At 62.0% G+C, this 26,764-nt stretch carries 21 protein-coding genes and 1 pseudogene; 13 read left to right on the top strand and 9 right to left on the bottom strand.

Annotated elements, in window-relative coordinates:
• Positions 1-74: 74 nt before the first annotated feature.
• The 4 genes and pseudogenes from speA to AYR47_RS10295 form a co-directional block, all read right to left on the bottom strand.
• Positions 75-1,988 carry an arginine decarboxylase gene (gene speA, locus AYR47_RS10310; protein WP_033897339.1) on the bottom strand — a complete coding sequence of 638 codons (1,914 nt, stop codon included), beginning with the start codon at positions 1,986-1,988 and terminating at the stop codon, positions 75-77.
• 143 nt (positions 1,989-2,131) lie between these two features.
• Positions 2,132-2,503 (bottom strand): translation initiation factor Sui1, encoded by a 372-nt coding sequence (locus tag AYR47_RS10305; protein WP_012722004.1) that lies wholly within the window; start codon positions 2,501-2,503, stop codon positions 2,132-2,134.
• A gap of 182 nt (positions 2,504-2,685) precedes the next feature.
• Positions 2,686-3,222, bottom strand: a complete 537-nt coding sequence (locus AYR47_RS10300; protein WP_061435152.1) for an NUDIX hydrolase — start codon at positions 3,220-3,222, stop codon at positions 2,686-2,688.
• 2 nt (positions 3,223-3,224) lie between these two features.
• A pseudogene (locus tag AYR47_RS10295) lies at positions 3,225-4,203 on the bottom strand (DUF2333 family protein).
• 388 nt (positions 4,204-4,591) lie between these two features.
• On the opposite strand from AYR47_RS10295, the gene AYR47_RS10290 reads away from it, so the two are divergent.
• The 13 genes from AYR47_RS10290 (at position 4,592) to AYR47_RS10230 (ending at position 21,396) form a co-directional block, all read left to right on the top strand.
• Positions 4,592-6,262 carry a response regulator gene (locus AYR47_RS10290; RefSeq protein ID WP_061435150.1) on the top strand — a complete coding sequence of 557 codons (1,671 nt, stop codon included), beginning with the start codon at positions 4,592-4,594 and terminating at the stop codon, positions 6,260-6,262.
• A 53-nt stretch (positions 6,263-6,315) separates the two neighbouring features.
• Positions 6,316-8,277, top strand: coding sequence for a methyl-accepting chemotaxis protein (locus AYR47_RS33540; protein WP_061435145.1), 1,962 nt, complete (start codon positions 6,316-6,318; stop codon positions 8,275-8,277).
• A gap of 145 nt (positions 8,278-8,422) precedes the next feature.
• Complete coding sequence (aroQ, locus tag AYR47_RS10280) at positions 8,423-8,878, top strand: type II 3-dehydroquinate dehydratase (protein WP_010213488.1); 456 nt, start codon at positions 8,423-8,425, stop codon at positions 8,876-8,878.
• A gap of 24 nt (positions 8,879-8,902) precedes the next feature.
• Entirely contained in the window at positions 8,903-9,364 is a 462-nt protein-coding gene (accB, locus tag AYR47_RS10275; protein WP_017136744.1) for an acetyl-CoA carboxylase biotin carboxyl carrier protein, read from the top strand.
• 17 nt (positions 9,365-9,381) lie between these two features.
• Entirely contained in the window at positions 9,382-10,743 is a 1,362-nt protein-coding gene (gene accC / locus AYR47_RS10270) for an acetyl-CoA carboxylase biotin carboxylase subunit (protein ID WP_010213490.1), read from the top strand.
• Between the two features lie 248 nt (positions 10,744-10,991).
• Positions 10,992-11,870: a 50S ribosomal protein L11 methyltransferase gene (gene prmA, locus AYR47_RS10265; RefSeq protein WP_061435143.1), complete on the top strand. Its 879-nt coding sequence runs from the start codon at positions 10,992-10,994 to the stop codon at positions 11,868-11,870.
• A 30-nt stretch (positions 11,871-11,900) separates the two neighbouring features.
• Entirely contained in the window at positions 11,901-13,133 is a 1,233-nt protein-coding gene (locus AYR47_RS10260) for a DUF3426 domain-containing protein (RefSeq protein WP_033897344.1), read from the top strand.
• Positions 13,134-13,318: 185 nt separating this feature from the next.
• Entirely contained in the window at positions 13,319-14,332 is a 1,014-nt protein-coding gene (gene dusB / locus AYR47_RS10255) for a tRNA dihydrouridine synthase DusB (RefSeq protein ID WP_016976994.1), read from the top strand.
• A complete protein-coding gene (fis, locus tag AYR47_RS10250) occupies positions 14,329-14,649 on the top strand; it encodes a DNA-binding transcriptional regulator Fis (RefSeq protein WP_002555375.1) in 321 nt (106 codons plus the stop codon). Before dusB ends, fis begins: the two co-directional genes overlap by 4 nt.
• A gap of 82 nt (positions 14,650-14,731) precedes the next feature.
• Positions 14,732-16,339 carry a bifunctional phosphoribosylaminoimidazolecarboxamide formyltransferase/IMP cyclohydrolase gene (gene purH / locus AYR47_RS10245; protein ID WP_033897345.1) on the top strand — a complete coding sequence of 536 codons (1,608 nt, stop codon included), beginning with the start codon at positions 14,732-14,734 and terminating at the stop codon, positions 16,337-16,339.
• A gap of 170 nt (positions 16,340-16,509) precedes the next feature.
• A complete protein-coding gene (purD, locus tag AYR47_RS10240; protein WP_033897346.1) occupies positions 16,510-17,802 on the top strand; it encodes a phosphoribosylamine--glycine ligase in 1,293 nt (430 codons plus the stop codon).
• A gap of 100 nt (positions 17,803-17,902) precedes the next feature.
• Positions 17,903-20,674 carry a hybrid sensor histidine kinase/response regulator gene (locus AYR47_RS10235; protein WP_033897347.1) on the top strand — a complete coding sequence of 924 codons (2,772 nt, stop codon included), beginning with the start codon at positions 17,903-17,905 and terminating at the stop codon, positions 20,672-20,674.
• A 125-nt stretch (positions 20,675-20,799) separates the two neighbouring features.
• A complete protein-coding gene (locus tag AYR47_RS10230) occupies positions 20,800-21,396 on the top strand; it encodes a MarC family protein (RefSeq protein WP_003171467.1) in 597 nt (198 codons plus the stop codon).
• On the opposite strand, the gene AYR47_RS10225 is transcribed toward AYR47_RS10230, so the two are convergent.
• From AYR47_RS10225 to cobG, 5 genes are all read right to left on the bottom strand, one after another.
• Positions 21,393-22,172, bottom strand: coding sequence for a hypothetical protein (locus AYR47_RS10225; RefSeq protein ID WP_061435141.1), 780 nt, complete (start codon positions 22,170-22,172; stop codon positions 21,393-21,395). The two genes, AYR47_RS10230 and AYR47_RS10225, sit on opposite strands and share 4 nt — an antisense overlap.
• A gap of 236 nt (positions 22,173-22,408) precedes the next feature.
• Positions 22,409-24,046, bottom strand: coding sequence for a precorrin-3B C(17)-methyltransferase (gene cobJ, locus AYR47_RS10220; RefSeq protein WP_061435139.1), 1,638 nt, complete (start codon positions 24,044-24,046; stop codon positions 22,409-22,411).
• Positions 24,046-24,777: a precorrin-2 C(20)-methyltransferase gene (locus AYR47_RS10215; RefSeq protein ID WP_033897350.1), complete on the bottom strand. Its 732-nt coding sequence runs from the start codon at positions 24,775-24,777 to the stop codon at positions 24,046-24,048. Before AYR47_RS10215 ends, cobJ begins: the two co-directional genes overlap by 1 nt.
• On the bottom strand, positions 24,777-25,403 hold the full coding sequence (locus AYR47_RS10210; RefSeq protein WP_033897351.1) for a precorrin-8X methylmutase: 627 nt from the start codon (positions 25,401-25,403) through the stop codon (positions 24,777-24,779). The genes AYR47_RS10215 and AYR47_RS10210 overlap by 1 nt, the downstream gene beginning before the upstream one ends.
• Positions 25,396-26,742 carry a precorrin-3B synthase gene (cobG, locus tag AYR47_RS10205; protein ID WP_061435137.1) on the bottom strand — a complete coding sequence of 449 codons (1,347 nt, stop codon included), beginning with the start codon at positions 26,740-26,742 and terminating at the stop codon, positions 25,396-25,398. The genes AYR47_RS10210 and cobG overlap by 8 nt, the downstream gene beginning before the upstream one ends.
• Positions 26,743-26,764: the final 22 nt, after the last annotated feature.

The raw sequence follows: 26,764 nt of genomic DNA, 5'->3' as shown, positions 1-26,764 counted from the left end.
ACAGACTAATGTGGTGAGCGGGCTTGCCCCGCGCGAGGCAAGCTCGCTCACCACAAAGACCGAGTTTTACGCGGTTACGAGGACAGGTACGAAGACCGCGTCAGGCCCAGGCGCAACGCGTCGAGGAACTGGGTACGCTCCGACGCACTGATCTTCGCGCTCGCGCATTTGTCACGGTAATGCGTCATCAACTCCTCCGGCGACAAGTGCACATAGCGCAGCATGTCTTCGATGGTGTCGTGGGTCTCGATACCGGCGCTGTACACCGAACCGTCTTCACGCTGGTAGATGTTCACCGAGTCGGTGTCACCGAACAGGTTGTGCATGTCGCCCAGGATTTCCTGGTAAGCACCGACCAGGAAGATACCCAGCAAGTAGTCCTCACCTTCGTTCAAGCCATGCACCGGCAGGCTGGTCTCGATGGACTGCTCGTCGACGTACTGCTTGATCTTGCCGTCGGAGTCGCAGGTCAGGTCTTGCAGCACGGCGCGGCGCAGCGGCTCTTCATCGAGGCGGTGCAGCGGCAGGATCGGCAATACCTGGCCGATGGCCCAGGTGTCCGGCAGGCTCTGGAACACCGAGAAGTTGCAGATGTACTTGTCGGCCAGCTTGTCGTTGAGTTCGTCCAGTACCTGGCGGTGCGAGCGCTGGCGGGCCTTCAACGAGTTGTGCAGGCGGCGGCACACGGCGAAGTAGCATTGCTCGGCCAAGGCTTTCTCGGCCAGGGTCAGCTTGCCGTCGGCGTACTGGGTAGCCACGTCGCTCATGTAGTGCGTCGCACGCCAGTAGGTTTCGGTGACCATCTCGATGTCGGTCGGACCCAGCAGGTCCACCAGCCATTGCACGGTTTCCGGCAGGGCTTCTTTATTCTCGATCACCGGGATTTCGTCGTTGTGTTTCTCGACGTCGGTGACCTGCACCACCAGCATGGCGTGGTGGGCGGTCAGGGAGCGGCCGCTTTCGGAGAAAATGTTCGGGTGCGGCAGGCTCTGCGCGTCGCAGAATTCCTTGAGCATGCCCACGACCACGCCGGCGTAGTCGTCCATGTCGTAGTTGATCGAGCTGGCGTTACGCGAGTGCGTACCGTCGTAGTCCACGCCCAGGCCGCCGCCGACGTCGATGTGATCCACCGGCAGGCCGAGGTTGCGCAGTTCGCCGTAGTAACGGATGGCTTCCTTGAACCCGTGCTGGTAGTCAGCCAGGTTGGCGATCTGCGAGCCCATGTGGAAGTGCAGCAGGCGGATGCCCTGGTCCAGGCCGGCCGCGCGGAAGCGCTCGACCACGGACAGCAGTTGCGCCGCCGAAAGGCCGAACTTGGATTTCTCGCCACCGGTGTCCGCCCACTTGCTCGATGCCAGCGACGACAAACGTACGCGCAGGCCAACCTGTGGCTTGACCTTGAGGCTGGCGGCTTCTTCGATCACCAGTTCAACTTCGGATTCTTTCTCGATCACGATGAACACGTTGTGGCCGAGCTTCTGCCCCATCAGCGCGAGGCGGATGAACTCACGGTCCTTGTAACCGTTGCAGACGATGGTGCCGCCCTTCGGCGCCAGGGCCAACACGGCCAGCAGCTCGGGCTTGGAGCCGGCTTCCAGGCCGATGGACACGTTCTGGGTGGCGATGATGTTCTCGATCACCGCTTCCTGCTGGTTCACCTTGATCGGGTACAGCGCGGTGTACTTGCTCTGATATTCCAGGCGCTCGATGTTCGCATCAAAAGCGCCGGTCAGCTGGCGTACACGGTCTTGCAGGATGTCGGGGAAGCGCACCAGCAACGGCAACGACAGGCCGCTTTTGCGCAACTCGTCGACTTGTTCGTAAAGGTCGACCGGCGTGCTGTTCGGGCCGTTCGGACGGACTTCAACGCGACCGGCATCATTGATCGCGAAATACCCGGCCCCCCAATGGCGAATCCCGTAAACACTGCGGCTGTCCGCAACTGTCCATTGGCTGCCATCGTCTTTGCGTGTGCGTCGTACGGACATCGAAGTCCCCTATAAATGAAGTCGAAGGCACCGCCCCTATCAGAGGCTGGCGCAGTCTAAAGAATGAAAATGACGATTTGCCTGCGTGCAAGGTAGGACCCCACGCGCAGGACAGAGTTTAGACACAGGTCGGGAAGAGGCTTTCAGCCGCCGGACTTCTTGGCCTTGTACCCGAGCTTGATCAGCTCGGCCAACAGCAACTCGACGTGATCGCCCTGGATCTCGATGACGCCGTCTTTCAACGCGCCTCCGGTGCCACAGCGTTTTTTCAGCGTCGTGGCCAGTTCCTTCAGGGCTTCTTCGGCCAACGGCACGCCGGTGATGGTGGTCACCGTCTTGCCGCCACGGCCTTTGCTCTCGCGTCGCACGCGGGCAATACCGTCGCCTTCAGGGATCAGGGTCTGTTTGCAGGTACACGAATCCACGGGCTGACGACAGTCCGGGCAGTGTCGACCTGCGTCGGTGGAAAATACCAGGCCACCAAGGGCGGCGAAGGATGCGGCTTTTTTGGCCACCGGCAATCCTCTTGGGAGGATGAAGACTGATCGGCACCCGCAAAGCGGTGAACCGACCGCGAAGCCCCACTCAGGCAGGGGCAGCGCTACCGGACCGCCAAGGCGGTTCGGGTGAAAAGTCGCGCAGTGTAACCACAAAAAGCCGACTTGCTAAGAGTCAAATGGCGCCAATTTATGCAACTTTAGCGACGCGAGGCCAGATAACGCCGCAACCCTTCCTGGGCATCCGGGCAGTAAGGCTTTTGCCCAGCCTCCTGCAGGACTGTTTCAAGGGGTAAAAAGCGCGCCTCCATGACCTCTTCCGGCTGTAGACGCAGTGGCCCGTCCCAGACGGCAGAGTAGGAGGTGCACCAGAGCCGGCTGTCGCCATCTTCGAAATAGAAGTGGTCATGTTCGACCAATTCCACGCCACCGACACCCAATTCCTCTTCCAGCTCGCGCGCTGCCGACACGGCATACGACTCTCCCTGCGCCACCATGCCGCCCGCCGCCGTGTCCCAGAAACCGGGGTACAACGCCTTGCTCAGGGTGCGCCGATGCACACACAGCTCACCCTTGGAGTTGAACAGGAATATGAAGGTGCAACGGCCAATCAGGCCGCGCTGGCGAAGGTCGGACCGCACGAGATGACCGAGCAGGTGGTCCTGCTCGTCGACCCAGCAGATCAGTTCAGCATCGGAAGCCGCGCGGTGTGCGGCCTCCTTTTGAGTAGCGTCCATCATCAACCCTGGTTGAGGAGCTGACGCAAGTCGATCACTGCAGCGTTTGCCCGGGAAATGTAGTTGGCCATCACCAGCGAATGGTTCGCCAGTACCCCGAAGCCACTGCCGTTAAGAATCATAGGACTCCAAACCGGTTCTTGCGAGGCTTCCAGCTCACGAATGATCTGGCGCACGCTGACCGTGGCGTTCTTCTTGGCCAGTACATCGGCAAAATCGACTTCAATGGCACGCAGCAAGTGCGACAAGGCCCAAGCCTGGCCACGGGCTTCGTAGAACACGTTGTCGATCTGCATCCATGGGGTTTCCACCACTTCTTCATCGACCTGCGGCACTTCACCCGGCGCCAGGGCTTCGGTTTTCAGTGCCGTGTTCAGCTTCACCCGGCCGACGCTGGCCGACAGGCGTTGCGACAGCGAACCCAAGCGCGTAGCGACGTCGCCCAGCCAGTTGTTCAGGTTGTCGGCACGCGCATAGAACAGCGCGCCGCGCTGGTTCGGGTCGGACAGGCGTGCTTCGTAGCGGCTCAGGGAATTGATGCCTTCCTGGTATTCCGACTCACTGGATGGCAGCACCCAGCTCTTGTTGTCGAAGTTGAAGCGTGGCTCGGCCTTGGCCAAGTCCGCGTCTTCGGCCGACTGCGACTGCGAACGGGCAAAGTCTTTACGCAGGGCGCGGGTCAGGTCACGCACCTGCACCAGCACGCCGTACTCCCAGCTCGGCATGTTGTCCATCCACAGGCCTGGCGGGAAGCGGTCGTTGGAAATGTAGCCACCGGGCTTGTTCAGCAAGGTGCCGACCACGGTCTTGAGGGTTTCGACCGTGGTGTAGCCCACCACCATCTGCTTGCCTTCCTTCTCGGCAGCCAGCTGCGCATTCTGCTGCACCGGAAACAGCGCCGGCTCTTCGCTCCAGTACCAACCCAGGGCGCCGGTGACCAACAGGTACAGGCCCGAGCACGCTGAGCACGGCGCGGCTCATCAGCACGGTACGAAAATAGCCGCGGTTGGCCGACTTGGGCTCAGGCGCGGGGCCTTTGGCGCTGCCTGCACGGTTTTTCCAGTCCAGCATGGCGATATCCTTTCAATCACTTGAGTTCATGCACTTGAATTGATGGCGTGCGTTCAAACACTCCGACCACAACCCTACCCCATCGTGCCCACCCTTGCGGGGCTTTTCGCCAAACTGGCGCACAAGGGACGTTCGACTATAAAGGATGCACGCTTTTTACGCAGCGCGACCCTCCAGTCAGCAACTGAATGCGACGGGCACGCAGTTTATTGACGTATGACACTCATCCCATCGGAAAGAGGTGCTAGCATAGAGCCATCAGTCGACCTCAGCATGCACCCTAACTAGTAGTCAGGATATGACCGAGCCAGAAGACCCCAGCCGTGAGCGCCTCAAGCAGCATTTTGCCCAGCGGGTAATTCATCAGGCACGTCAAATTCTTGAGATCTGGCAGCGCCTGCAACGCAGCGAATGGTCCGGCGCCGACCTGTCCGAACTCAGCGAGGCCAATTTGCGCCTGCTGCGTTTTGCCGAGCGCTTCGAACAGCCCGAACACGGCCAGTTGGCGCGTCATATCGGTGAATCCCTCAAGGCGGTGGACGAAAACCGTGGCCGCTTGAGCAGCCACCTGATCACCGAACTCAACCGCTTGATGCAGCGCCTGTCCCGTACCGGCCTGCGCCAGGGCGACCAGCTCGAACAAACCTTCCTGCCGCCCATGCGCAAGCCGATCTACGTGATGCTGGCCGATCACGACCGCGCCGAGCGCCTGGCCAAGCAGCTGGAATTCTTTGGCATGAGTGCTCAGTCCCTCGACAGCGTGGCGGCCTTTCGCGCGTCAATGGCCGAGCGCCTGCCTTCGGCGATTGTGATGGACGTAGACTTCTGTGGCACCGGCCTGGGCCTCAAGCTCGCCGCCGAAGCCCAGGAAGGCCTGGAGCAAAAGCTGCCGCTGCTGTTTTTCAGCCTGCACGAAACGGACACCCCGACCCGCCTGGCCGCCGTGCGCGCTGGCGGCCAGGAATTCCTCACCGGCACGCTGGAGGCCTCCAGCCTGCTGGAAAAGATCGAAGTGCTGACCTGCGTCGCCCAGTACGAACCGTACAAAGTGCTGATCATCGACGACTCCCGGGCCCAGGCGCTGCACACCGAGCGCCTGCTCAACAGCGCCGGCATCGTCACCCGCACGCTGATCGAGCCGATCCAGGCCATGGCCGAACTGGCGGACTTCCAGCCCGACCTGATCATCCTCGACATGTACATGCCCGCCTGTACCGGCACTGAACTGGCCAAGGTCATCCGTCATAACGACCGTTATGTGAGCGTGCCGATCATTTACCTGTCGGCCGAAGACGACCTGGACAAACAGCTGGACGCCATGAGCGAAGGCGGCGACGACTTCCTCACCAAGCCGATCAAGCCGCGCCACCTGATCACCACCGTGCGCAACCGCGCCGCGCGTGCGCGCAACCTCAAGGCGCGGATGGTGCGTGACAGCCTGACCGGCCTGTACAACCACACCCACATCCTGCAATTGCTCGAAGACTGCAGCTTCCGCGCGCGCCGCGAGAACAAGCCGCTGAGCTTTGCCATGCTCGATATCGACCACTTCAAGCGGGTCAACGACAGCCACGGCCACCCCATGGGTGACCGTGTGATCAAGAGCCTGGCGCTGTTTCTCAAGCAGCGTCTGCGCAAGACTGATTACATCGGGCGCTACGGCGGTGAGGAGTTCGCCATTGTGATGCCGGACACCGACCTGGAATCGGCGTGCAAAGTACTGGATGAAATCCGTGGGCGCTTTGCCGAAATCCACTACCCCGCCCAACCCCAGGATTTGTGGTGCACCTTCAGCGCCGGGCTGGTGGAGCTATGCGATGGTTCCGACAGCCTGATGATGGCGGCCCAGGCCGACGAGGCGCTGTACCGCGCCAAGGATGCGGGACGCAACCGCGTGCAAGCCGCGCGCACATCAAAGCAAAGTGCCACCTTTTCACCAGAATCCATTGATTCGGTCATAACCCTGTAATGAAAACGCAATAACTTCAGGCACTTATCTTTTGCTGTCGGTTGAAACCACGCATGCGCCTGAAGCTGCTGACCAATCTGAATACCCTTCTTCTGGTGGCCGTGTGCCTGGCACTGGGCGCGACCCTGTGGTGGTCGCAGCGCGCGCTGGAACGGCCGTATTTGCTGATGGAGCGCTACCTGGGGTTGTCCCAGACGTTCCAGAACCAGGCCGCGCGCAATATCGACGACTACCTGTCCAGCGGCGACGCCCTGCGCTTGAGCAGCGCCAGCCAAAGCCTGGAAAGCCTGTTGCAGCATCTGGATGAGTTGCCAGCGGACCTCGCGCAAAACCTACGCCCGAGCCTGGTGGACCTGGATGCATTCAGCAAGACCGACTTGCTGGCGGCCGGCAAACTGGCGGGCGATCCTCAAGCCTTGTTGCTCCAGGCCGAACGCGAATTAGGCGCGAACCTGGAGCAATTGAGTCAGTACGCCATCGGTGTGAACTCCGCTGAAGCAGCCCGTTATCTGCCGCCTTTGCTGGCTGCGTCGCAGCACCTGGGCAAACTGTCCCTGGCCCGCGACAAGCTGGTGAGCAGTGGGCGCGCGGAACTGGCCGATGATGTGGAGCGCGAAGTCGGTAGCATCCGCAGCCAAGCCGATGTGCTGGAACAGCTGCCGTTGCTGGGTGTGAAAGCCAGCGCCGAATCCAGCGCCGACGACTTTTCCGCGCTGATGGGCCTGGAGAACACCGAGAAAACCGAAGCCCAGGACACAGGCGTCGACCTCAAGCGCGAACTCAACAGCCTGCTCACCCGCTACCCCGCCGAACTCAAGCGCACCCGCGAACAGATCCAGCAACGCACCGACCTGGCCGCCAAGACCCACCAGAAAATCGACACCGTGCAACAAGCCATCGCCGGCCTGGAGCCCGTAGTGCGCGCGCAGCACGGTAAAATCCAGGGCGAAGTGCGCCTGATGCAAGGCGTGATGATCGGCCTGATCCTGCTGATCGCGCTGCTGATCGACACCCTGCAACGCCGCCTGGCACGGGTGCTGACCAACCTGGCACCGGCCCTGTCGACCTGGGCCGAAGGTGATTTCAGCCAGCCGATTGCCCTGGGCAAGACCAACCGTGAGCTGCACGACATTGAAGCTTCCCTGAACCGCCTACGGGCTTATCTGGTGGATTTGGTCGGCACCATTCGCGGCAACGCCGAGGAAGTCGCCGGCAGCAGCCGTGCGCTGGCCGAACTGAGCAGCGGCCTGCACGACGGCGCCGAACGCCAGGCCGGGGATACCGCGCAGATCCGTGATTCGCTGGGTGAGCTGGAAGCGACCATCCAGCAAGTGGCGGGCGATGCCAGCCAGGCGGCGGGCGCCAGTCGCAGTGCTGGTCAGGCAGTGGAGCAAGGCCAACGCGTGATCGGCCTGAGCCTGACCGGGCTGCATGCCCTGGTGGGCGAAGTACAGCAGAATGCGCAGATGATCGAAAAACTCGCCGAAGAGTCCGCCACCATCGGCGGCGTGCTGACGGTGATCCGCTCGATTGCCGACCAGACCAACCTGCTCGCCCTCAACGCCGCCATCGAGGCCGCCCGCGCCGGTGAGGCCGGACGTGGTTTTGCCGTAGTGGCCGACGAAGTCCGCTCCCTGGCCCAGCGCACCGCCGGCGCCACCGCAGAGATCCAGACCCTGATCGCCGGCCTGCAAAGCGCCGCCCATCAATCGGTGCAAGGCATGCGTGCCCAGGTCGAGCACGCCGAGGCCACCGCCCAGCAAGCCCAGGCAGCGGACGGCGCGCTGGATGAAATCGTCGGGGCTATCCAGACCATTTCCGACACCGCCGTGCGCATCGCCGATGTGACGGCACAGCAGAGTGGCGCCGTCAGTGAGATTCGCGACAACAGCGAGCGGATTCACCAGTTGGGTGAGGACAACTTGCTGCGAATCGGCCAAGGCCGCAGCCAAGGTGAGCACTTGCTGGTGTTGGGTGGGCAGCTCAACACCGCCGTGCAGGCGTTTCGTGTGTAACTGACCGAATCCGGCCTCACAGTCACAAATTTCGCGCTATCCTCGCTAATCGTGCTGCCTACTGCATAGAACTGGACAGTCACAAAGGCTTTGCGGCATAGTCGCCGGGTTCTGCCGTACCCACATCAATAACAAGGAACAGCCGATGGCGACCTTACTGGTTCTTCACGGACCCAACCTGAACCTGCTCGGCACCCGTGAACCGGGCGTCTACGGGGCAGTCACCCTGGACCAGATCAACCTCGACCTGGAACGCAGGGCGCGTGAAGCCGGCCACCATCTGCTCTACCTGCAAAGCAATGCCGAGTACGAATTGATTGATCGCATCCATGCCGCGCGTGGCGAAGGCGTGGACTTTATCCTGATCAATCCCGCCGCTTTTACACACACAAGCGTTGCATTACGTGACGCATTGCTGGCGGTGAGCATCCCATTCATCGAAGTGCATTTGTCGAACGTGCACAAACGCGAAGCTTTCCGCCATCACTCCTACTTCTCCGACGTAGCGGTAGGTGTGATCTGCGGCCTTGGCGCCAGCGGTTACCGACTGGCCCTGGAGGCCGCCCTGGAACAACTTGAACAACCGGCCAAGCGCCCCTGACCGACCCTTGGGAGTTGATGATTCATGGATATCCGTAAAGTTAAGAAACTGATCGAACTGCTGGAAGAATCCGGTATCGACGAGCTGGAAATCAAGGAAGGCGAAGAGTCCGTACGGATCAGCCGCCACAGCAAGACCCCGGCCCAACAGTTCTACGCGCCACAGATGCAAGCACCGGCGCCGGCTGCTGCTCCAGCCGCCGCACCTGCTGCTGCCGCTGCACCTGCCGCTCCAGCTGCTCCTGCGCTGAACGGTTTCGTGGTCAAGTCGCCAATGGTCGGTACCTTCTACCGCACCCCGGCACCGACCTCGCCAGCCTTCGTTGAAGTCGGCGCAACCGTGAAAGTGGGCGACACCATCTGCATCGTGGAAGCGATGAAGATGATGAACCACATCACCGCGGAAAAAGCCGGCGTCATCGAATCCATCCTGGTAGAAAACGGTCAGCCGGTTGAGTACGACCAGCCGCTGTTCACCATCGTTTGAACCGCGGAGCGCCTTCGATGTTGAAACCTGCGAAGAAACTGCAAAAAGTCCTGATCGCCAACCGCGGCGAGATCGCGCTGCGTATCCTGCGCGCCTGTAAGGAAGAGGGCATCAAGACCGTCGCTGTTTACTCGACGGCCGATACCGAATTGATGCACGTGAAACTGGCGGACGAAAGCATCTGCATCGGCCCGCCACTGGCCACGAACTCGTACCTGAAAGTCTCGAACATCATCGCGGCCGCGGAAGTGACCGGCGCTGATGGCATCCACCCTGGCTACGGCTTCCTCGCGGAAAACGCCGATTTTGCCGAACAGGTGGAAAAGTCCGGCTTCGCCTTCATCGGCCCGAAAGCCGAAACCATTCGCCTGATGGGTGACAAGGTTTCTGCCAAGGACGCCATGATCGCGGCCGGCGTGCCAACCGTTCCAGGTTCCGACGGCCCACTGCCGGAAGACGAGGAAACCGCTCTGCGCATTGGTCGCGAAGTCGGCTACCCGGTGATCATCAAGGCCGCCGGTGGCGGTGGTGGTCGCGGCATGCGCGTGGTGCACAAGGAAGAAGACCTGATCGAAGCGGCCAAGCAGACTCGCTCCGAGGCGGGCGCCTGGTTCGGCAACCCGATGGTCTACCTGGAGAAGTACCTGACCAACCCACGTCACGTGGAAGTGCAGGTGCTGTCCGACGGCCAAGGCCACGCCATCCACCTGGGCGACCGCGATTGCTCGCTGCAACGTCGTCACCAGAAGGTTCTGGAAGAAGCTCCGGCACCAGGCCTGGATGAAAAAGCGCGTCAGGAAGTACTGGCTCGTTGCGTCAAGGCGTGCATCGACATCAACTACCGTGGCGCGGGCACTTTCGAGTTCCTGTACGAGAACGGTCGTTTCTACTTCATCGAGATGAACACTCGCGTGCAGGTAGAGCACCCGGTGTCGGAGATGGTCACCGGTATCGACATCGTCAAGGAGATGCTCAGCATCGCCGCCGGCAACCCGCTGTCCTTCACCCAGGACGACGTGAAGATGCACGGCCACTCCCTGGAGTGCCGCATCAACGCCGAAGACCCGAAAACCTTTATCCCAAGCCCTGGCCTGGTCAAGCATTTCCACGCGCCCGGCGGCAACGGCGTACGTGTGGATTCGCACCTGTACAGCGGCTACAAGGTTCCGTCCAACTACGACTCGTTGATCGGCAAGCTGATCACCTGGGGCGCCACCCGCGACGAGGCCATGGCCCGTATGCGCAACGCCCTGGACGAAATCGTGGTTGACGGCATCAAGACCAACATCCCGCTGCACCGGGACCTGGTCCGCGATGAAGGCTTCTGCGAAGGTGGTGTGAACATTCACTACCTGGAACACAAGCTGGCTAACCAGTAAGCGTTCCACCCAACAAAGCCGCCTTCGGGCGGTTTTGTTGTTTTTGGCCGCCGATAACTCAAAGGCCACTGTGGCGAGGGAGCTTGCTCCCGCTGGACTGCGCAGCAGTCCCATTCTTTTAAACAGAGCGGGGCCGCTTCGCGCCCCAGCGGGAGCAAGCTCCCTCGCCACACACTCCGCTCTCGCGTAAACTCCCGCGCTTTCGCGACAGATGTAGTCGCACATTCATTTTTTCAAAGGTGCCCGCCATGCCTTGGCTGCAAGTCCGTCTCGCCATCAGCCCAGAACAAGCCGAAACCTATGAAGACGCTTTCCTCGAGGTAGGCGCTGTTTCGGTGACCTTCATGGACGCCGAAGACCAGCCGATCTTCGAGCCTGAACTCAACACCACTCCGCTGTGGTCCCACACCCATTTGCTGGCCCTGTTCGAAGACGGCACCGATGCCGCCGCCGTGCTGGCCCATATGGAGTTGCTCACCGGCGGCCCGCTGCCGGAGCATCACAGCGAAGTCATCGAAGACCAGGACTGGGAACGCAGCTGGATGGACAACTTCCAGCCGATGCGTTTCGGCCAGCGCCTGTGGATCGTGCCGAGCTGGCACGCCGCGCCTGAGCCAGACGCGGTCAACCTGCTGCTCGACCCGGGCCTGGCGTTCGGCACCGGCACCCACCCCACTACCGCGCTGTGCCTGGAGTGGCTGGATGGCCAGGACCTGACCGACAGCCACGTGCTGGACTTCGGCTGCGGCTCGGGGATCCTGGCGATTGCCGCCCTGTTGCTGGGCGCCAAGGAAGCCGTGGGCACCGATATCGACGTGCAGGCCCTGGAAGCCTCCCGCAATAACGCCGGACGCAACAATGTCCCTGAAGGCAAATTCCCACTGTATTTGCCTGAAGACTTGCCCCAGGTGCAGGCCGACGTACTGGTCGCCAATATCCTCGCCGGCCCGCTGGTGTCCCTGGCACCGCAATTGTCGAGCCTGGTCAAGCCGGGCGGGCGCCTGGCGCTGTCGGGCATCCTGGCCGAGCAAGGCGAAGACGTCGCTGCCGCCTACGCCAAGGATTTCGAGCTGGACCCGATCGCCAACCGCGATGGCTGGGTACGCATCAGCGGTCGTCGGCGCTAGAATGAGCGCTTGCCTGAATCGGATAGCCGCATGACCGACAGTTTCGTCACCCAGTGCCCGCACTGCCAAGCCCGCTTTCGCGTCAACCACGCTCAATTGAGCGTGGCCCGTGGCGTGGTGCGCTGTGGCTCGTGCCTGCAAGTGTTCAATGCCGCTCGTCAGTTGCTGGAGCAGCGCGGCCAGGCGTCCGCGCCTGAGCCGCAAGTGCCAGAAGTGCCGACAGAGCTGACGCCTGAGCCCGCGCGAGCCATCAGCCAGAAGCAGTGGACTGCCGAAGAGCTGGACCTGGACAACCTGGACCTAGACGAAGAACTGGCCAAGCTGGAACGCCGCGAGATTCAGCACACGTTGCCGATGGGCGCAGATCGTCGCCAGCCCGGCACCGACCGCCGCCAAAAGGAAGAATCCTTCAGCGCCAGCCGCGACACGGTCAAGGCCGAAGAAGAGAAATGGGCGGCGAGCCTGTTCAGCGAGCCGCCTGAAGAGCGCATCCACGTCACTGAAGACGTGCCTGAACCTGCGACTCAGCAGCGCACCGAACCCTCCATGTCGTTCCACACCGACGATATCGACGATGAGCCGCCACTGCGTTCAACGCCCGACGATGACGACATCGACCCGCCGTTTACGCCGCTGACCCAATCGGCCGATGACGTAGAACCCCAAGAACGCCCCAAACCCCGTCGCAAGCGCTCGCGCGCCGAAACGAGCGTGCAAGACGACCAACTGCTGGACCTCGAAGACGACCCGCTGCACCTCTACGCACAAAAGCGCCCGTCGGGCTGGGGCCGTCGGCTGGTCTGGCTGTTGCTGGTCCTGATCGCCGCCGGCGGTCTTGCCGGCCAGTACATCGCCTATCAATTCGACGACCTGGCCCGCCAGGACGCCTATCGCCCGTGGTTCCAGCAATTGTGCCCCACACTGGGCTGCACCGTGCCATCAAGGGTCGATATCGCCCACATCAAGAGCAGCAACCTGGTGGTACGCAGCCACCCGGATTTCGCCGGGGCACTGGTGGTGGACGCGATCATCTATAACCGCGCGACCTTCTCCCAGCCCTTCCCGCTGCTGGAGCTGCGGTTTGCCGATTTGAATGGCGGCCTGATTGCCAGTCGTCGCTTCAAGCCCGCCGAATACCTCAGCGGTGAGTTGGCCGGTGTTAGCGAAATGCCCTCGCAAACCCCGATCCATATCTCCCTGGATATCCTCGATCCCGGCAACAAAGCCGTGAATTACAGCCTGAGCTTTCACTCGCCCGAGTGAATCGGTTCGTGCATTGAGATTTGACGGCAGGTTATTGACTTTCCTTTGCGCAACCAAACCGGTGGCGATAAAGAAATAACTGTTCAGATTTTATCCAATTCAGCCTTTATCCAGTCATCGAGAGCGGGTATCATGCCAACCCTTTTTCGAACTCTAATGATCCGGCCCCACAACAGGGAAGTCCTATGTCGGCGGTACGCATCGGCCCATATACATTGCAGAACGGCTTGATCCTCGCCCCGATGGCGGGGGTTACCGACCAGCCCTTTCGTCAGCTGTGCAAGCGTTTGGGCGCAGGTCTTGTAGTCTCGGAAATGGTCACCAGCGACATGAGCTTGTGGAACACCCGCAAATCGCGGATGCGCATGATCCACGAAGGTGATCCCGAGCCGCGCTCGGTACAGATCGCCGGTGGCGATGCACAGATGCTGGCGGATGCGGCCCGGGCCAACGTGGAGTTGGGGGCGCAGATCATCGACATCAACATGGGCTGCCCGGCCAAGAAGGTCTGCAACAAGGCCGCCGGTTCCGCCCTGTTGAAAGATGAGCAATTGGTTGCCGAGATCCTGCAGGCCGTTGTCGCCGCAGTGGATGTGCCGGTCACCCTGAAGATCCGTACCGGTTGGGACCGGGACAACAAGAACGGCCTGACAGTGGCAAAGATCGCTGAACAGGCAGGCATTACAGCGCTGGCGGTGCATGGCCGCACCCGCGCCGACCTTTACACCGGTGAAGCCGAGTACGACACCATCGCCGCGATCAAGCAGGCGGTGTCGATGCCGGTGTTTGCCAATGGCGACATCGACTCCGCCGAGAAAGCCCGGCGCGTGCTGCACGCGACCGGTGCCGATGGTTTGTTGATTGGCCGGGCTGCCCAGGGGCGGCCGTGGATTTTTCGTGAGATCGAGCATTTTCTGCGTACTGGCGAAGTGTTGCCGGCACCGGAGCTGATCGAGGTGGAACGTATTCTGCTAGAGCATCTGGCCGCCCTGCACGCCTTCTATGGGGACGTGATGGGAGTACGCATTGCTCGAAAGCATGTCGGCTGGTATCTCGCAACCCTGCCGGGCGCCAGGGAGTTTCGCGCCCACTTCAATCGTTTGGATGATACGGAAGCACAGTGCGCCAACGTTCGTGAGTTCTTCAGCGAGCGTTACAAGAGCCTGGGGACAGGGGACGGAGAGGGGGTGGCCGCATGACGATGATGACCGAGACTTTAGTGAGTGGAACAACACCCGTGAGCGACAACGTCAATTTGAAACAGCACCTCAACACGCCGAGCGAAGAAGGCCAGACCCTTCGCGGGAGTGTCGAGAAGGCGCTGCACAATTATTTCGCCCACCTTGAGGGCGCTTCCGTCACGGACGTGTACAACCTGGTGCTCTCCGAAGTCGAGGCGCCCCTGCTCGAAAGCGTGATGAACTACGTCAAGGGCAACCAGACCAAAGCCAGTGAGCTGCTGGGCCTCAACCGTGGCACCTTGCGCAAAAAGCTCAAGCAGTACGATTTGTTGTAAGCATTCAATCAAACCAGAAAGGCGCCCGCGTAAAAAACGGTCGCCTTTTTTGCTGACTCCTTTGCTTTTGATGGAAATTGAAATGACCGACCAGACTACCCGCCTGCCGATCCGCCGCGCCTTGATCAGTGTCTCCGACAAGACCGGGATCCTCGAATTTGCCCGGGAGCTGGAAGCCCTCGGCGTGGAAATCCTCTCCACGGGCGGGACCTTCAAACTGCTGCAGGACAACGGCGTGGCCGCAGTGGAAGTGGCGGACTACACCGGTTTCGCAGAAATGATGGACGGTCGGGTCAAGACCCTGCATCCGAAAATCCACGGTGGCATCCTCGGCCGTCGCGGCACCGACGACGCGATCATGGCCGAGCACGGCATCAAGCCGATCGACCTGGTGGCCGTGAACCTCTACCCGTTCGAAGCCACCATCAACAAGCCAGGCTGCGACCTGCCGACCGCCATCGAAAACATCGATATCGGCGGTCCGACCATGGTGCGCTCGGCGGCCAAGAACCACAAAGACGTGGCCATCGTGGTCAACGCCAGCGATTACGCTAACGTGCTGGAAAGCCTGAAGGCCGGTGGCCTGACCTACGCCCAGCGCTTCGACCTGATGCTCAAGGCGTTCGAACACACCGCCGCCTACGACGGTATGATCGCCAACTACATGGGCACTGTTAACCAGACGGCTGAAACACTGTCCACCGAAGACCGCAGCCAGTTCCCGCGCACCTTCAACAGCCAGTTCATCAAGGCCCAGGAAATGCGCTACGGCGAGAACCCGCACCAGAGCGCGGCGTTCTACGTAGAAGCCAAGCCGGCCGAAGTGGGCATCGCCACCGCGACCCAGCTGCAAGGCAAGGAGCTGTCCTACAACAACGTGGCCGACACCGACGCCGCGCTGGAATGTGTGAAGAGCTTCGTCAAGCCAGCCTGTGTGATCGTCAAGCACGCCAACCCGTGCGGCGTGGCGGTGAGCCCGGACGCTGAAGGCGGTATCCGCCAGGCGTACGAACTGGCCTACGCCACCGACACCGAGTCGGCGTTCGGCGGCATCATCGCCTTCAACCGTGAGCTGGATGCCGAGACCGCCAAGGCGATCGTTGAGCGTCAGTTCGTTGAAGTGATCATCGCCCCAAGCGTCAGCGAGGAAGCCCGTGCCATCGTGGCGGCCAAAGCCAACGTGCGCCTGCTGGCCTGCGGCGAATGGTCGGCTGAACGTGCCGCTGCCTGGGACTACAAGCGCGTCAATGGCGGCTTGCTGGTACAGAGCCGCGACATCGGCATGATCGGCAGCGAAGACCTGAAAGTCGTGACCCAGCGCGCGCCGACCGAACAAGAGATCAACGACCTGATCTTCGCCTGGAAAGTGGCCAAATACGTTAAATCCAACGCCATCGTCTACGCCAAGAATCGCCAGACCATCGGTGTCGGCGCCGGCCAGATGAGCCGCGTGAACTCGGCGCGTATCGCCGCGATCAAGGCTGAACATGCGGGCCTGCAGGTTGTGGGTTCGGTAATGGCTTCCGATGCATTTTTCCCGTTCCGTGACGGTTTGGACAACGCCGCCAAGGCAGGCGTGACCGCCGTGATCCAACCGGGCGGTTCGATGCGTGATGCTGAGGTCATCGCCGCCGCTGATGAAGCCGGCATCGCCATGGTCTTCACCGGCATGCGCCACTTCCGCCACTGATCCACTAGCGTGGAGTGGCAAGGTTCGAGCTGCAAGCAGCAAGTAAAAGCAAAGCTTTGTCGCTTTTGCTGCTGGTTGTAGCCTCTAAAATTCATAGCTGCAGGCTGCCTTCAGAGCGATACAGATTGCTCTTAGCTTGCAGCTTGTAACTTCCTCCGAAGGAGTCTGACTTGAACGTCCTCATCATTGGCAGCGGTGGCCGTGAACACGCCCTGGCCTGGAAAGTTGCCCAGGACCCGCGCGTCCAGAAAGTATTCGTAGCACCCGGCAACGCCGGTACCGCCATTGAAGCCAAGTGCGAGAACGTCGCTATCGACGTGCTGGCCCTTGAACAGTTGGCCGACTTTGCTGAAAAAAATGTGTCCCTGACTATCGTCGGCCCGGAAGTCCCGCTGGTTGCCGGCGTAGTGGACCTGTTCCGCAGCCGTGGCCTGGATTGCTTCGGCCCAACCGCCGGCGCGGCCCAGCTGGAAGGCTCCAAGGCGTTCACCAAGGACTTCCTGGCGCGCCACAAGATCCCGACCGCCGACTACCAGAACTTCACCGAGATCGAGCCGGCCCTGGCTTACCTGCGTGAAAAAGGTGCGCCGATCGTGATCAAGGCCGACGGCCTGGCCGCCGGCAAAGGCGTGATCGTCGCCATGACCCTGCAAGAAGCCGAAGACGCTGTGCGCGACATGCTCGCCGGCAATGCTTTTGGTGACGCCGGTTCGCGCGTAGTGATCGAGGAATTCCTCGACGGCGAAGAAGCCAGCTTTATCGTGATGGTCGACGGCAAGAACGTCCTGCCAATGGCAACCAGCCAGGACCATAAACGCGTCGGCGACGGCGACACCGGCCCGAACACCGGCGGCATGGGTGCCTACTCCCCTGCCCCGGTAGTCACCGCCGACGTGCACCAGCGCGTCATGGACCTGGTGATCTGGCCGACCGTGCGTGGCATGGCCGACGAAGGCAATGTGTACACCGGTTTCCTGTATGCCGGCCTGATGATCGACAAAGCCGGTAACCCGAAAGTCATCGAGTTCAACTGCCGCTTCGGCGATCCGGAAACCCAACCGGTGATGCTGCGTCTGCAATCGAGCCTGGTGTTGCTGGTGGAAGCTGCCCTGGCCCAGGCCCTGGACAAGGTAGAAGCCCAGTGGGATCCACGTCCGAGCGTCGGCATTGTGCTGGCGGCCGGTGGCTACCCTGCCGATTACGCCAAGGGCGACGTGATTGAAGGTCTCGACGCGGCTGCTACGCTGGAAGGCAAAGTGTTCCATGCGGGCACTGCGCTCAAGGATGGCCAGGTCGTGACCGCCGGTGGCCGTGTGTTGTGCGCTACCGCCATGGGCGCCAGCGTCGACGCCGCGCAGCAACAGGCTTATAAGCTGGCTGCAAAAATCGACTGGAAAGGCTGCTTCTATCGCAAGGACATCGGCTATCGCGCCATTGCGCGGGAGCGTGGCGAAAGCCAGTAAGCCGCTATCCGTTCGGCTAGGCAAGGGCCTCTGGCCCTTGCCGTATGCAGGCCTACCCGCGCATAGTTAACCGTGCATCAACCTACGAAGGGATTTCGCCGTGCGCTGGCTCAGGATCGCCATAGGTTTCACTGTCAGTCTGCTGACACTGCTCTGCTTGTTCCCGGCCCAGGCCGCCGCGCAAGGCAGTGGCTGGGCAGTATTGCTTGATGAACAGGCCGACCTGCAACTGAGCGACATCCGTTCCTCGCGCTACACCAATCAATTCAGCCCCATCGAACTGGACCGCCTTACCGCCGCGGAACCGGACGGTGCGTTGTGGGTGCGTTTCAAGCTGCAACCCGGCAAGCACGAACAAGTGCTGCGGGTTTTTGCCCCGGATTTGTCCCACCTGAGCCTCTATGTACTGGACGGCGACACCCTGGTGGAGCAACAAAGCACCGGCACACGCCAGCCCCAGGCCGAGCGCCCATTGCCCAGCAGCGACTTCATGCTGCCGATGCCCCAGAGCCAGAAGCCCCTAGAGGTCTACCTGCGCCTGGTCTCGGAACATGAACTGCGCCCGTATATCACCCTGGAACCGGCCGTGCTCGCCGCCGCCGACCAGACGCAGACGCTGATCTACGGACTGCTGTTCGGCTGTCTGCTGATGCTGATCCTGCACAACCTCACGCGTTTCGCCTACCACCGCTCACGCAGTAGCCTGTGGCTGGCGGCCTGCGAAATCCTGCTGATGCTCAGCCTCGCGCTGCTGCTGAACCTGATCGGCCCTTGGCTGCCGAACTGGCACGCTATCCAGACCCCAGGCGCCTACCTGGCCCTGCTGCTGACCGCGCCGTGCGGGCTGATGTTTGCCTATCGGTTCTTCATGCCTTTGGGGCCACACCCGCTGAACAAGCTGTTGATGGCCGACATCCTGTTCATCGTGCTGTGCGGCCTGCTGCTGTTGTTCGTCAACACCCTGCCGCTGAACATCATCACCTATGCCCTGGTGGCCCTGGCCGGCTTGAGCATGCTGTTCGTCTCGGCCTACCACTGGCAGAAAGGCTACCGTCCGGCCCGCCTGTTCGTGGCGGCGATGGTGGTGTTCAACATCGGCACGCTGATCATCCTGCCTGCACTGCTGGGCCTGACGATGGTCTCGCCCCAGGGCCTGATCGTCACGTTGCTGGCCTTCATCTGCCTCAGCGGCCTGTTGATGAGCCTGGCGCTGGGCGAACGCCAGCGCGCGATTGTCGAAGCGCGCTTCAGCCTCAGCCGCGACTTGGCGGCGAGCAATGCCGAGATTGCCGCCAAGGCCGAGTTCCTGGCCAAGATCAGCCACGAAATCCGCACCCCCATGAACGGCGTGCTGGGCATGACCGAACTGTTGCTGGGTACGCCGCTGTCGGTGAAACAGCGCGACTACGTGCAGACCATCCACAGCGCCGGTAATGAACTGCTCACGCTGATCAACGAAATCCTCGACATCTCCAAGCTGGAATCCGGCCAGATCGAACTGGATGACGTGCAGTTCGACCTCAACGCGCTGATCGAAGATTGCCTGAGTATTTTCCGCGCCAAGGCTGAACAACAGAACGTCGAGCTGATCAGTTTTATCCAGCCCCAGGTGCCCCGCGTGATCAGCGGCGACCCGACGCGCCTGCGCCAGGCCATGTTGAGCCTGCTGGAAAACGCCCTGCAGAAAACCGACGAAGGCGAAGTGCTGATCGTGGTCGCATTGGATGACCGCAGCACCAAGCCGCGCCTGCGCATCGCCGTGCAGGACAGCGGCCTGCCGATGGAGGCCGCCGAGCGTGACGCGCTGCTGCACAGCGAACTGCACAGCAAGAATTTCTTCTCGGCCACCCGCTTGAACGGTCACCTGGGCCTGGTCATCGCCCGCCAACTGATCCTGCTGATGAACGGCGAGTTCGGCATCAAGAGCGGCAGCCACCAGGGCAGCACCTTGTGGCTAACCCTGCCGCTGGACCCGGAACGCCTGGAACACCCGACCTCCGACCTCGACGGCCCACTCAAGGGCGCACGGGTGCTGGTGGTGGACGACAACGACACCTGCCGCAAAGTATTGGTGCAGCAATGTTCGGCCTGGGGCCTCAACGTCAGCGCCGTGCCATCGGGCAAGGAAGCCCTGGCACTGCTGCGCACCAAGGCGCACCTGCGCGATTACTTCGACGTGGTGCTGCTGGACCAGAACATGCCGGGCATGACCGGCATGCAACTAGCGGCGAAGATCAAGGAAGACCCGAGCCTGAACCACGACATCCTGCTGATCATGCTCACCGGCATCAGCAACGCGCCGAGCAAGATCATCGCGCGCAATTGCGGGATCAAGCGCATCCTCGCCAAGCCCGTTGCCGGCTACACGCTCAAGACCACCCTGGCCGACGAACTGACCCAACGCAGCAAGGGCAACGTTCCACCTCGCCCGGTCCTCAATTCGCCGGCGGCCATCACCGTGCCGACGGATTTCCGCATCCTGGTGGCTGAAGACAACAGCATCTCCACCAAAGTGATCCGTGGCATGCTCGGTAAGCTCAATCTCAACCCGGACACTGCCAGCAATGGCGAAGAAGCGCTGGAAGCGATGAAAGCCCAGCGCTATGACTTGGTGTTGATGGACTGTGAAATGCCGATCCTCGATGGCTTCTCGGCCACCCAGCAACTGCGCGCGTGGGAAGTCAGCCACCAGCGTATTCGCACACCGGTGGTGGCGCTGACGGCCCACATCCTGTCGGAACATAAAGAACGCGCACGCCAGGCCGGGATGGACGGGCATATGGCCAAGCCGGTGGAGTTGTCGCAGTTGCGTGAGCTGGTGGAGTTCTGGGTGGCGCAGCGTCAGCAGCGACCCGAACACGCTCCCTCTTAGCCTGAAAGGTGAGTGGGCTTTTTTTGTGGTGAGCGGGCCTACTCATCACAGCTAGCCAGCCCCCACATTTGCACTGTTTCGCCTGATAGACTTCCCCCAATCTTCTCCCATCGCGAGCCGCCCCCATGCTCCACGTGTTATTCAGCGTCTACCTGAAAATGCTGGTGCTCTACAGCCCGTTCTTCGTGCTGTCCTGCTTTATCAGCCTGACCCGTGGCTACTCCAGCAAAGAACGGCGCCGCCTGGCGTGGAAGGTGGCGTTGGCGACCCTGGTATCGAGCGTGTTGCTCTACTTGTTCGGCCGCGTGATTTTCAGCGTGTTCGGCATCACCGTCGACGCCTTCCGCATTGGCGCCGGCAGTGTGCTGTTTATCTCCGCCCTGGGCATGGCTCAGGGCAAGTCGGCGGTGCAGACCGACAACGTGCAGCAGGACGTGACCATCGTGCCGCTGACCATTCCCCTCACCGTCGGCCCCGGCACCATCGGTGCGCTGCTGGTCATGGGGGTGAGTCAGCCGCACTGGGATGACAAGCTCACCGCCATCCTCAGTATCGCCCTGGCCAGCCTCACGGTGGGCGTGGTGCTGTACCTGTCCAACCGGATCGAACGCATCCTCGGTGACCAGGGTTTGCAGATTGTCAGTCGGTTGATGGGGTTGTTTGTGTGCGCCCTGGCCGCGCAAATCATCTTCACCGGTGTGCGCGGTTACCTGGTGCCTTAGATCCGGTACTTGGCGATCGCCAACTGCACTTTGTCGCCCGCACTCTCGCGCATCAGTTGGATCGTCTTTTCGTTGACCACCGAGGTATTCAGTACCAGGCACGTCTGCCCGCTGAAGGCCTCGAACGAAGAGCTGTCCCACTCCAGGAAGGGCAGCCCTATCTGCTTGCTCACGCCATGGCTGCTGTAGGTCACCAGCACCATCATCAGTTCACCGTCCGTTTCGGCACAGGACGCCAGGCCGAAGTCGCCGCCTTGGTGTACCGCGCTGTTGCGTTTGAACAGTTCGAACGTCCCCGGCGCCTGCTTCAATGCGTCCAAAGCATCGGCCGCCAGTTTCGGCAAAGTGCTCAGCAAGTACCCGGACAATGAGGTCGACGCCAGCAGGGTGGTGATGATATTCAGCGCCGCCCATTGCACGGTCAGGCCCTTGCCGGAACGTGAAACCCGTTCGAAGCGGCTGCGCACCGGCAGCCACCCCAGGCTGACCATCACCGTGATGAACTCGTCGTACCAACCCTCGGTACCGCGCTGTACTTTCAACACATCGCTGACATAGCTGCTGGCCAGCAAATAGCTCTTGCGCACGTACTCCCGGTTCAAGCCGGACAAGCCTTCGGCAAACGAGATGACACTGTTGTTGACCACGGCGGCGTTGAAGTCGTCCTCTATGTCCAACGGCAAAGCCTTAAGCGCTCCAGACGCTCCCGGCAACTTGTAGGCGGCAATCAATTTGCGCCTTTTTTTATTGTTGATCCTTCTGTGATGTCGCTCCATTTTGGTTCTCCACAAGCACCCCAACTCGGGGCTTATGTCCACCCTAGTCCACTGGCTGGAGCGTTTTCCAGACGACAAACATCCCTTGGCGCCCCCCGTCAAACCGCGCCGCCCAGCAATCACGCGGCATGCCTGGCGGGCTTCCGGATTTCGTCGCAGAAAAAAGAAAAAGCCCCGGACAACGCCAGGAAAATCCCTGGGTCATTCGGAGCTTTCAGGCACCCGAGGGGCCCTTTTCAGGAGGCGGGTTTCTCGCCGTACCAGCGCGGCGTGTACACCCACTCACCGCCACCGGCACGCGGGAAGGTGGCGGTGGTGGACGAACCGATCAACACCATGGTGCGCATGTCCACCTGCTCCGGCGTCAGTTGCCCCAGGGTAGTGACGCGCAGGGTCTGGCCTGGCCGGCCAATATCCCGGCCCAGCACCACCGGCGTTTCAGGCGTACGGTGCAGTGCGACGATTTCCAGCGCACGTCCCAGCTGCCACGGCCGCGAGCGCGAGATCGGGTTGTAGAACGCCAGCGCCAGGTCGGCCTGGGAGGCCAGGTCCAGGCGTTTTTCGATGATCGACCACGGCTTGAGGTTGTCCGACAGCGACATCACGCAAAAATCATGGCCCAACGGCGCACCCGCCTGGGCGGCGGTGGCGAGCGAGGCCGAAACGCCCGGCAGGATTTCCAGGTCGACCTGATGCCAGGCCGGATCACTGGATTCGTGCAGGGCTTCGATCACCGCAGCGGCCATGGCGAACACGCCGGGGTCGCCAGACGACACAACCACCACCGAGCGACCTTGGGCCGCCAGTTCGAAGGCATGGCGCGCACGCTGCATTTCTTCGCGGTTGTCGGTGCAGTGCTGCACCTGATCGTCCCGGAAGGGCCCGGCCATGCGCACGTAGGTTTCGTAACCGAGCACGTCGGTGCAACGCGCCAGTTCTGCCTTGACCGCTGGCACCATCAACTCGGCGGCGCCGGGGCCCAGGCCGATCACAGCCAGGCGACCACGCACACGGCCGACTTGCGCCAGGTCCAGGGGTTGCTCGGCAACGTTGATGACGATATCCGCGTCCTGGCTGACGCTGGCAAACCGCAGCGGTACACCCAGCTCCAACGCGGCTGCATGCAACGACGCCTCGGCCATCTGCGTATCACTGGCCAACAGGCACGCCAGGGATTGCACGGCGATACCCGCCTCATGCAACGCCGTGCGCACACGCTCAGCCAGTTGCGCACCTGGGTTGCAGGTCACGCTGACATTCTTCGAATAGATCAGCAATTCATCGGCAGCAGGCGCGCGCGCGTTACTGCCCACGTGAATCGCCAGGCGTGCCTGTTGGTCCTGGGGCAGGTTGGCCTGGTCGAGCCACGGCGCGGCGCCTTCGATGCGCACGCTTTCGCCGGCCAGCAGGTCGGAGACGAAGCGCTTGCCCAGTTCAAGGTCGGCCAGTTCATAACCCGCTGGCGGATTGAGCAGGCAGGTGCCGAAACGCAGCTCGCCACTGGTGGTGATCGCAGCGGCCACGTTCAACGCAGCGGCGATTTCGCGCGCCATCACGTTCACACCGCCCAGGCCGCCAAGCAACGGCACCACCGTACTGCCGTCTTCGGCCACGGCCAGCACGGCGGGTTCTTCGCCTTTTTCCAGCAGCAGCGGCGCCAAGGTACGAATGACGATACCGGCCGCGCACAGCGCAATCAGCGGCGTACCTTGCTGATAGAGCTGGCGCAGGGTCGCGCCGAATTCACTGTAGGCCTGGTCCGCGCCGTCGACCCGTCCGGCCAGGCCGTGGATCAAAGCGCCGGGGTAGACCTGCTGGATCTTGCGCGCAGTGGCCAGGCTGCCCTGGCCCAGAATGACAATCGCCGGGCTCATCAACCTTGCCACCGTTCACCGGGCACGATGATCAGCGAGAAGTACGGCGACGACGATGGATCGACCTGATCCAGCGGCACGATCCTCTGGTTGGCCATGGTGGCGCGTTCCACATACAGTGCACGCCCGGCGAGGCCGAGCTCTTCCAGCACCTGACGCACTTTCGGGAAGTTGCGACCCAGCTTCATGATCACGGCCGCATCGGCATCCGCCAGGCGGCGCTTGAGGTCGTCATGGGGTAACACACCCGAGAGTACCGACAGGCTCTGGTTGCGGTAAACCAGCGGCGCGCCCAGCACCGAGGCACCGCCGAGCATTGAACACACGCCTGGAATCACCTGCGCTTCATAGCGCTCGGCGAGGCGGTCGTGCAGGTACATGTAGGAACCGTAGAAGAACGGGTCGCCTTCGCAGATCACCGCTACGTCACGGCCGGCGTCCAAGTGTGCGGCGACGTCAACGCTGGCGGCGTCGTAGAAATCGCTGATCACCTGTTCGTAAGACATCGGCGCCGGCAACACTTCAGTGGTCACCGGGTACACCAACGGCATCAAGGTCTGTTGCGGCACCAAGTGGTCTTCGATGATCCCGAAGGCGTTGCCCTTCTTGCCCTTGGCCACGAAGTACGCCACCACGGGCGATTCGCGCAGCAGGCGCAGGGCCTTGAGGGTGATCAGTTCCGGGTCACCGGGGCCCACGCCCAGGCCGATCAAACGTCCGCGTGCCTGCATTATTCGACCTCCGTGGCGAGGGCATTCACCGCAGCGGCGGCCATGGCGCTGCCGCCCAGGCGGCCCTGCATGATCACGAACGGCACGCCACGGCTGTCGGCGGCCAGCATCGCCTTGGACTCGGCGGCGCCGACAAAACCCACCGGAAAGCCGAGGATCAACGCCGGTTTCGGCGCGCCCGCATCCAGCATTTCCAGCAGATAGAACAACGCGGTCGGTGCGTTGCCGATCACCACCACGCTACCTTCCAGGTGCGGGCGCCACAGCTCCAGGGCGGCGGCGGAGCGGGTGTTGCCCAACTCCCGCGCCAGGTCTGGAACGCTGTCATCGCGCAGGGTGCAGATCACCGGGTTATTGGCCGGCAGGCGTGCGCGGGTCACGCCTTCGGAGACCATCCGCGCATCGCACAGGATCGGCGCGCCCGCAGCCAGCGCATCGCGCCCGGCCTTGCCCGCCCCTTCGGAGAACTGCAGGCCGTCGATGGCGTCGACCATGCCGCAGGCGTGAATCACCCGCACCGCGAGTTTCTCCAAATCAGCCGGGATGCGGTCCAACTTGGCTTCCGCGCGAATAATGGCGAAGGAGTTGCGATAGATCTCCTGACCGTCGCGGATGTAATCAATCATCGGTGTTGCTCCGTGGGCGGGCGCGCAGCAGGGCGCCCGTCGCTTCAATAGAAAGGTTGCGTGCGTGCAGCCGGCCGAAACCGGGGTGGGCTGCCTCGCGAAAATAGAGGTCGTAGTGGCCGGGGCTCACCGCCAGCAAGGTGACCGGCGCGGTGTGTGCGGCGGCGCAGGAGCGCGGGCAGCCGGACAGGTGCACGTTGTGCCCGGTGTCCAGGGCAGCGAGTTGCACCGCGTCGGCCTTGGTGTCGGCCAGGGCCTTGCCGCAGCCGCAGGAGCCGGTGCAGGCGGTCATGCGCGCCAGGGGCTGGTCGATTGAACACAGAAAGCCAAGCTGCGCCAGGCGTTCGGTCACGGCGCGAGGTTTTTCAATGTTGGGCAGCAGCACGCCCTGCCAGGGGGTGAAACGCAGCGTGCCGTCGCCGTATTCGCTGGCCAGTTGCGCGGCGCCCTTGAGCATCGTCGCATCCAGGCGGCCCAAGGGCGCGATAGCGGCGACATAGTACTGATTTTTTTGCGCTTGTGGATAAGTGCCGAGGTGCTGCAAAGCGCCACTGGGCGTGCGGTTGAAGCCATCGGAGGGCAGCAGCGGCAGTGTTAGACGACTCAATAAGTTATCCACAGACAGATGCCGCATACGCGTCTGTTCTGGCGTGGCGATGTCCAGAAATGCTTCCAGCACGGCCACCACCAGTGCATGGCCCTGGTCCAATGGCACGGCGGCCAGCGGCGCATCCAGCGCCGGACAACCCGCCAGGCCAAAGGCCAGAAGCGTCTCGCCCTCCCGTACGAACGCCGACAGCCACAGGTCATGGTGATGTTCGAGCATCGCCAACGCTTCACCGCCATCCAGTTGCACAGCGAACTTGGCCGACAGCTCATGAAAACGCGGGTGGCTTTGCAGGGTATTGAGGATCTGTTCGGCCAACGGGCGGGTGTCGAAGAGCATCTGCGGGTCGATACCGGCGCTGGGACTGAGCATCAGGTTGCGCACGTCGTCGCCGGCGGCATTGCTGGGGCCAAGGTCGGCTGCCAGCAGCATCGCAATCAGCGCGCTTTCTTCAGTGCCAATCCCACGAATCTGCAGATTGGCGCGGTTGGTCGCCTCGATCACCCCGCCCGCATAGGCCTGGGCGGCATCCGCCACCGCGTGGGCTTGGGCGGCAGTGATCGAACCACCGGCCAATTTGATCCGACAAATGCCGCCGTCCAGCGCCTGGACAATACGCAGCAACCCCGGACAAGCCGAGGGGCGCAAGGTATTCACAGCGGGCGTTGGGTTCACGGGGCTACCGGTTGATGGGTAAAGGCGCGGTATTATGCCTGCTTTGTCCGGCGGCATGAAAAGCCTGCCCGTCGGATGT

The organism is Pseudomonas azotoformans, assembly GCF_001579805.1.
Lineage (GTDB): Bacteria > Pseudomonadota > Gammaproteobacteria > Pseudomonadales > Pseudomonadaceae > Aquipseudomonas > Aquipseudomonas azotoformans_A.
Note: the sequence above shows the minus strand (reverse complement) of the source record. Positions and strands in the feature narration are given on the sequence as shown.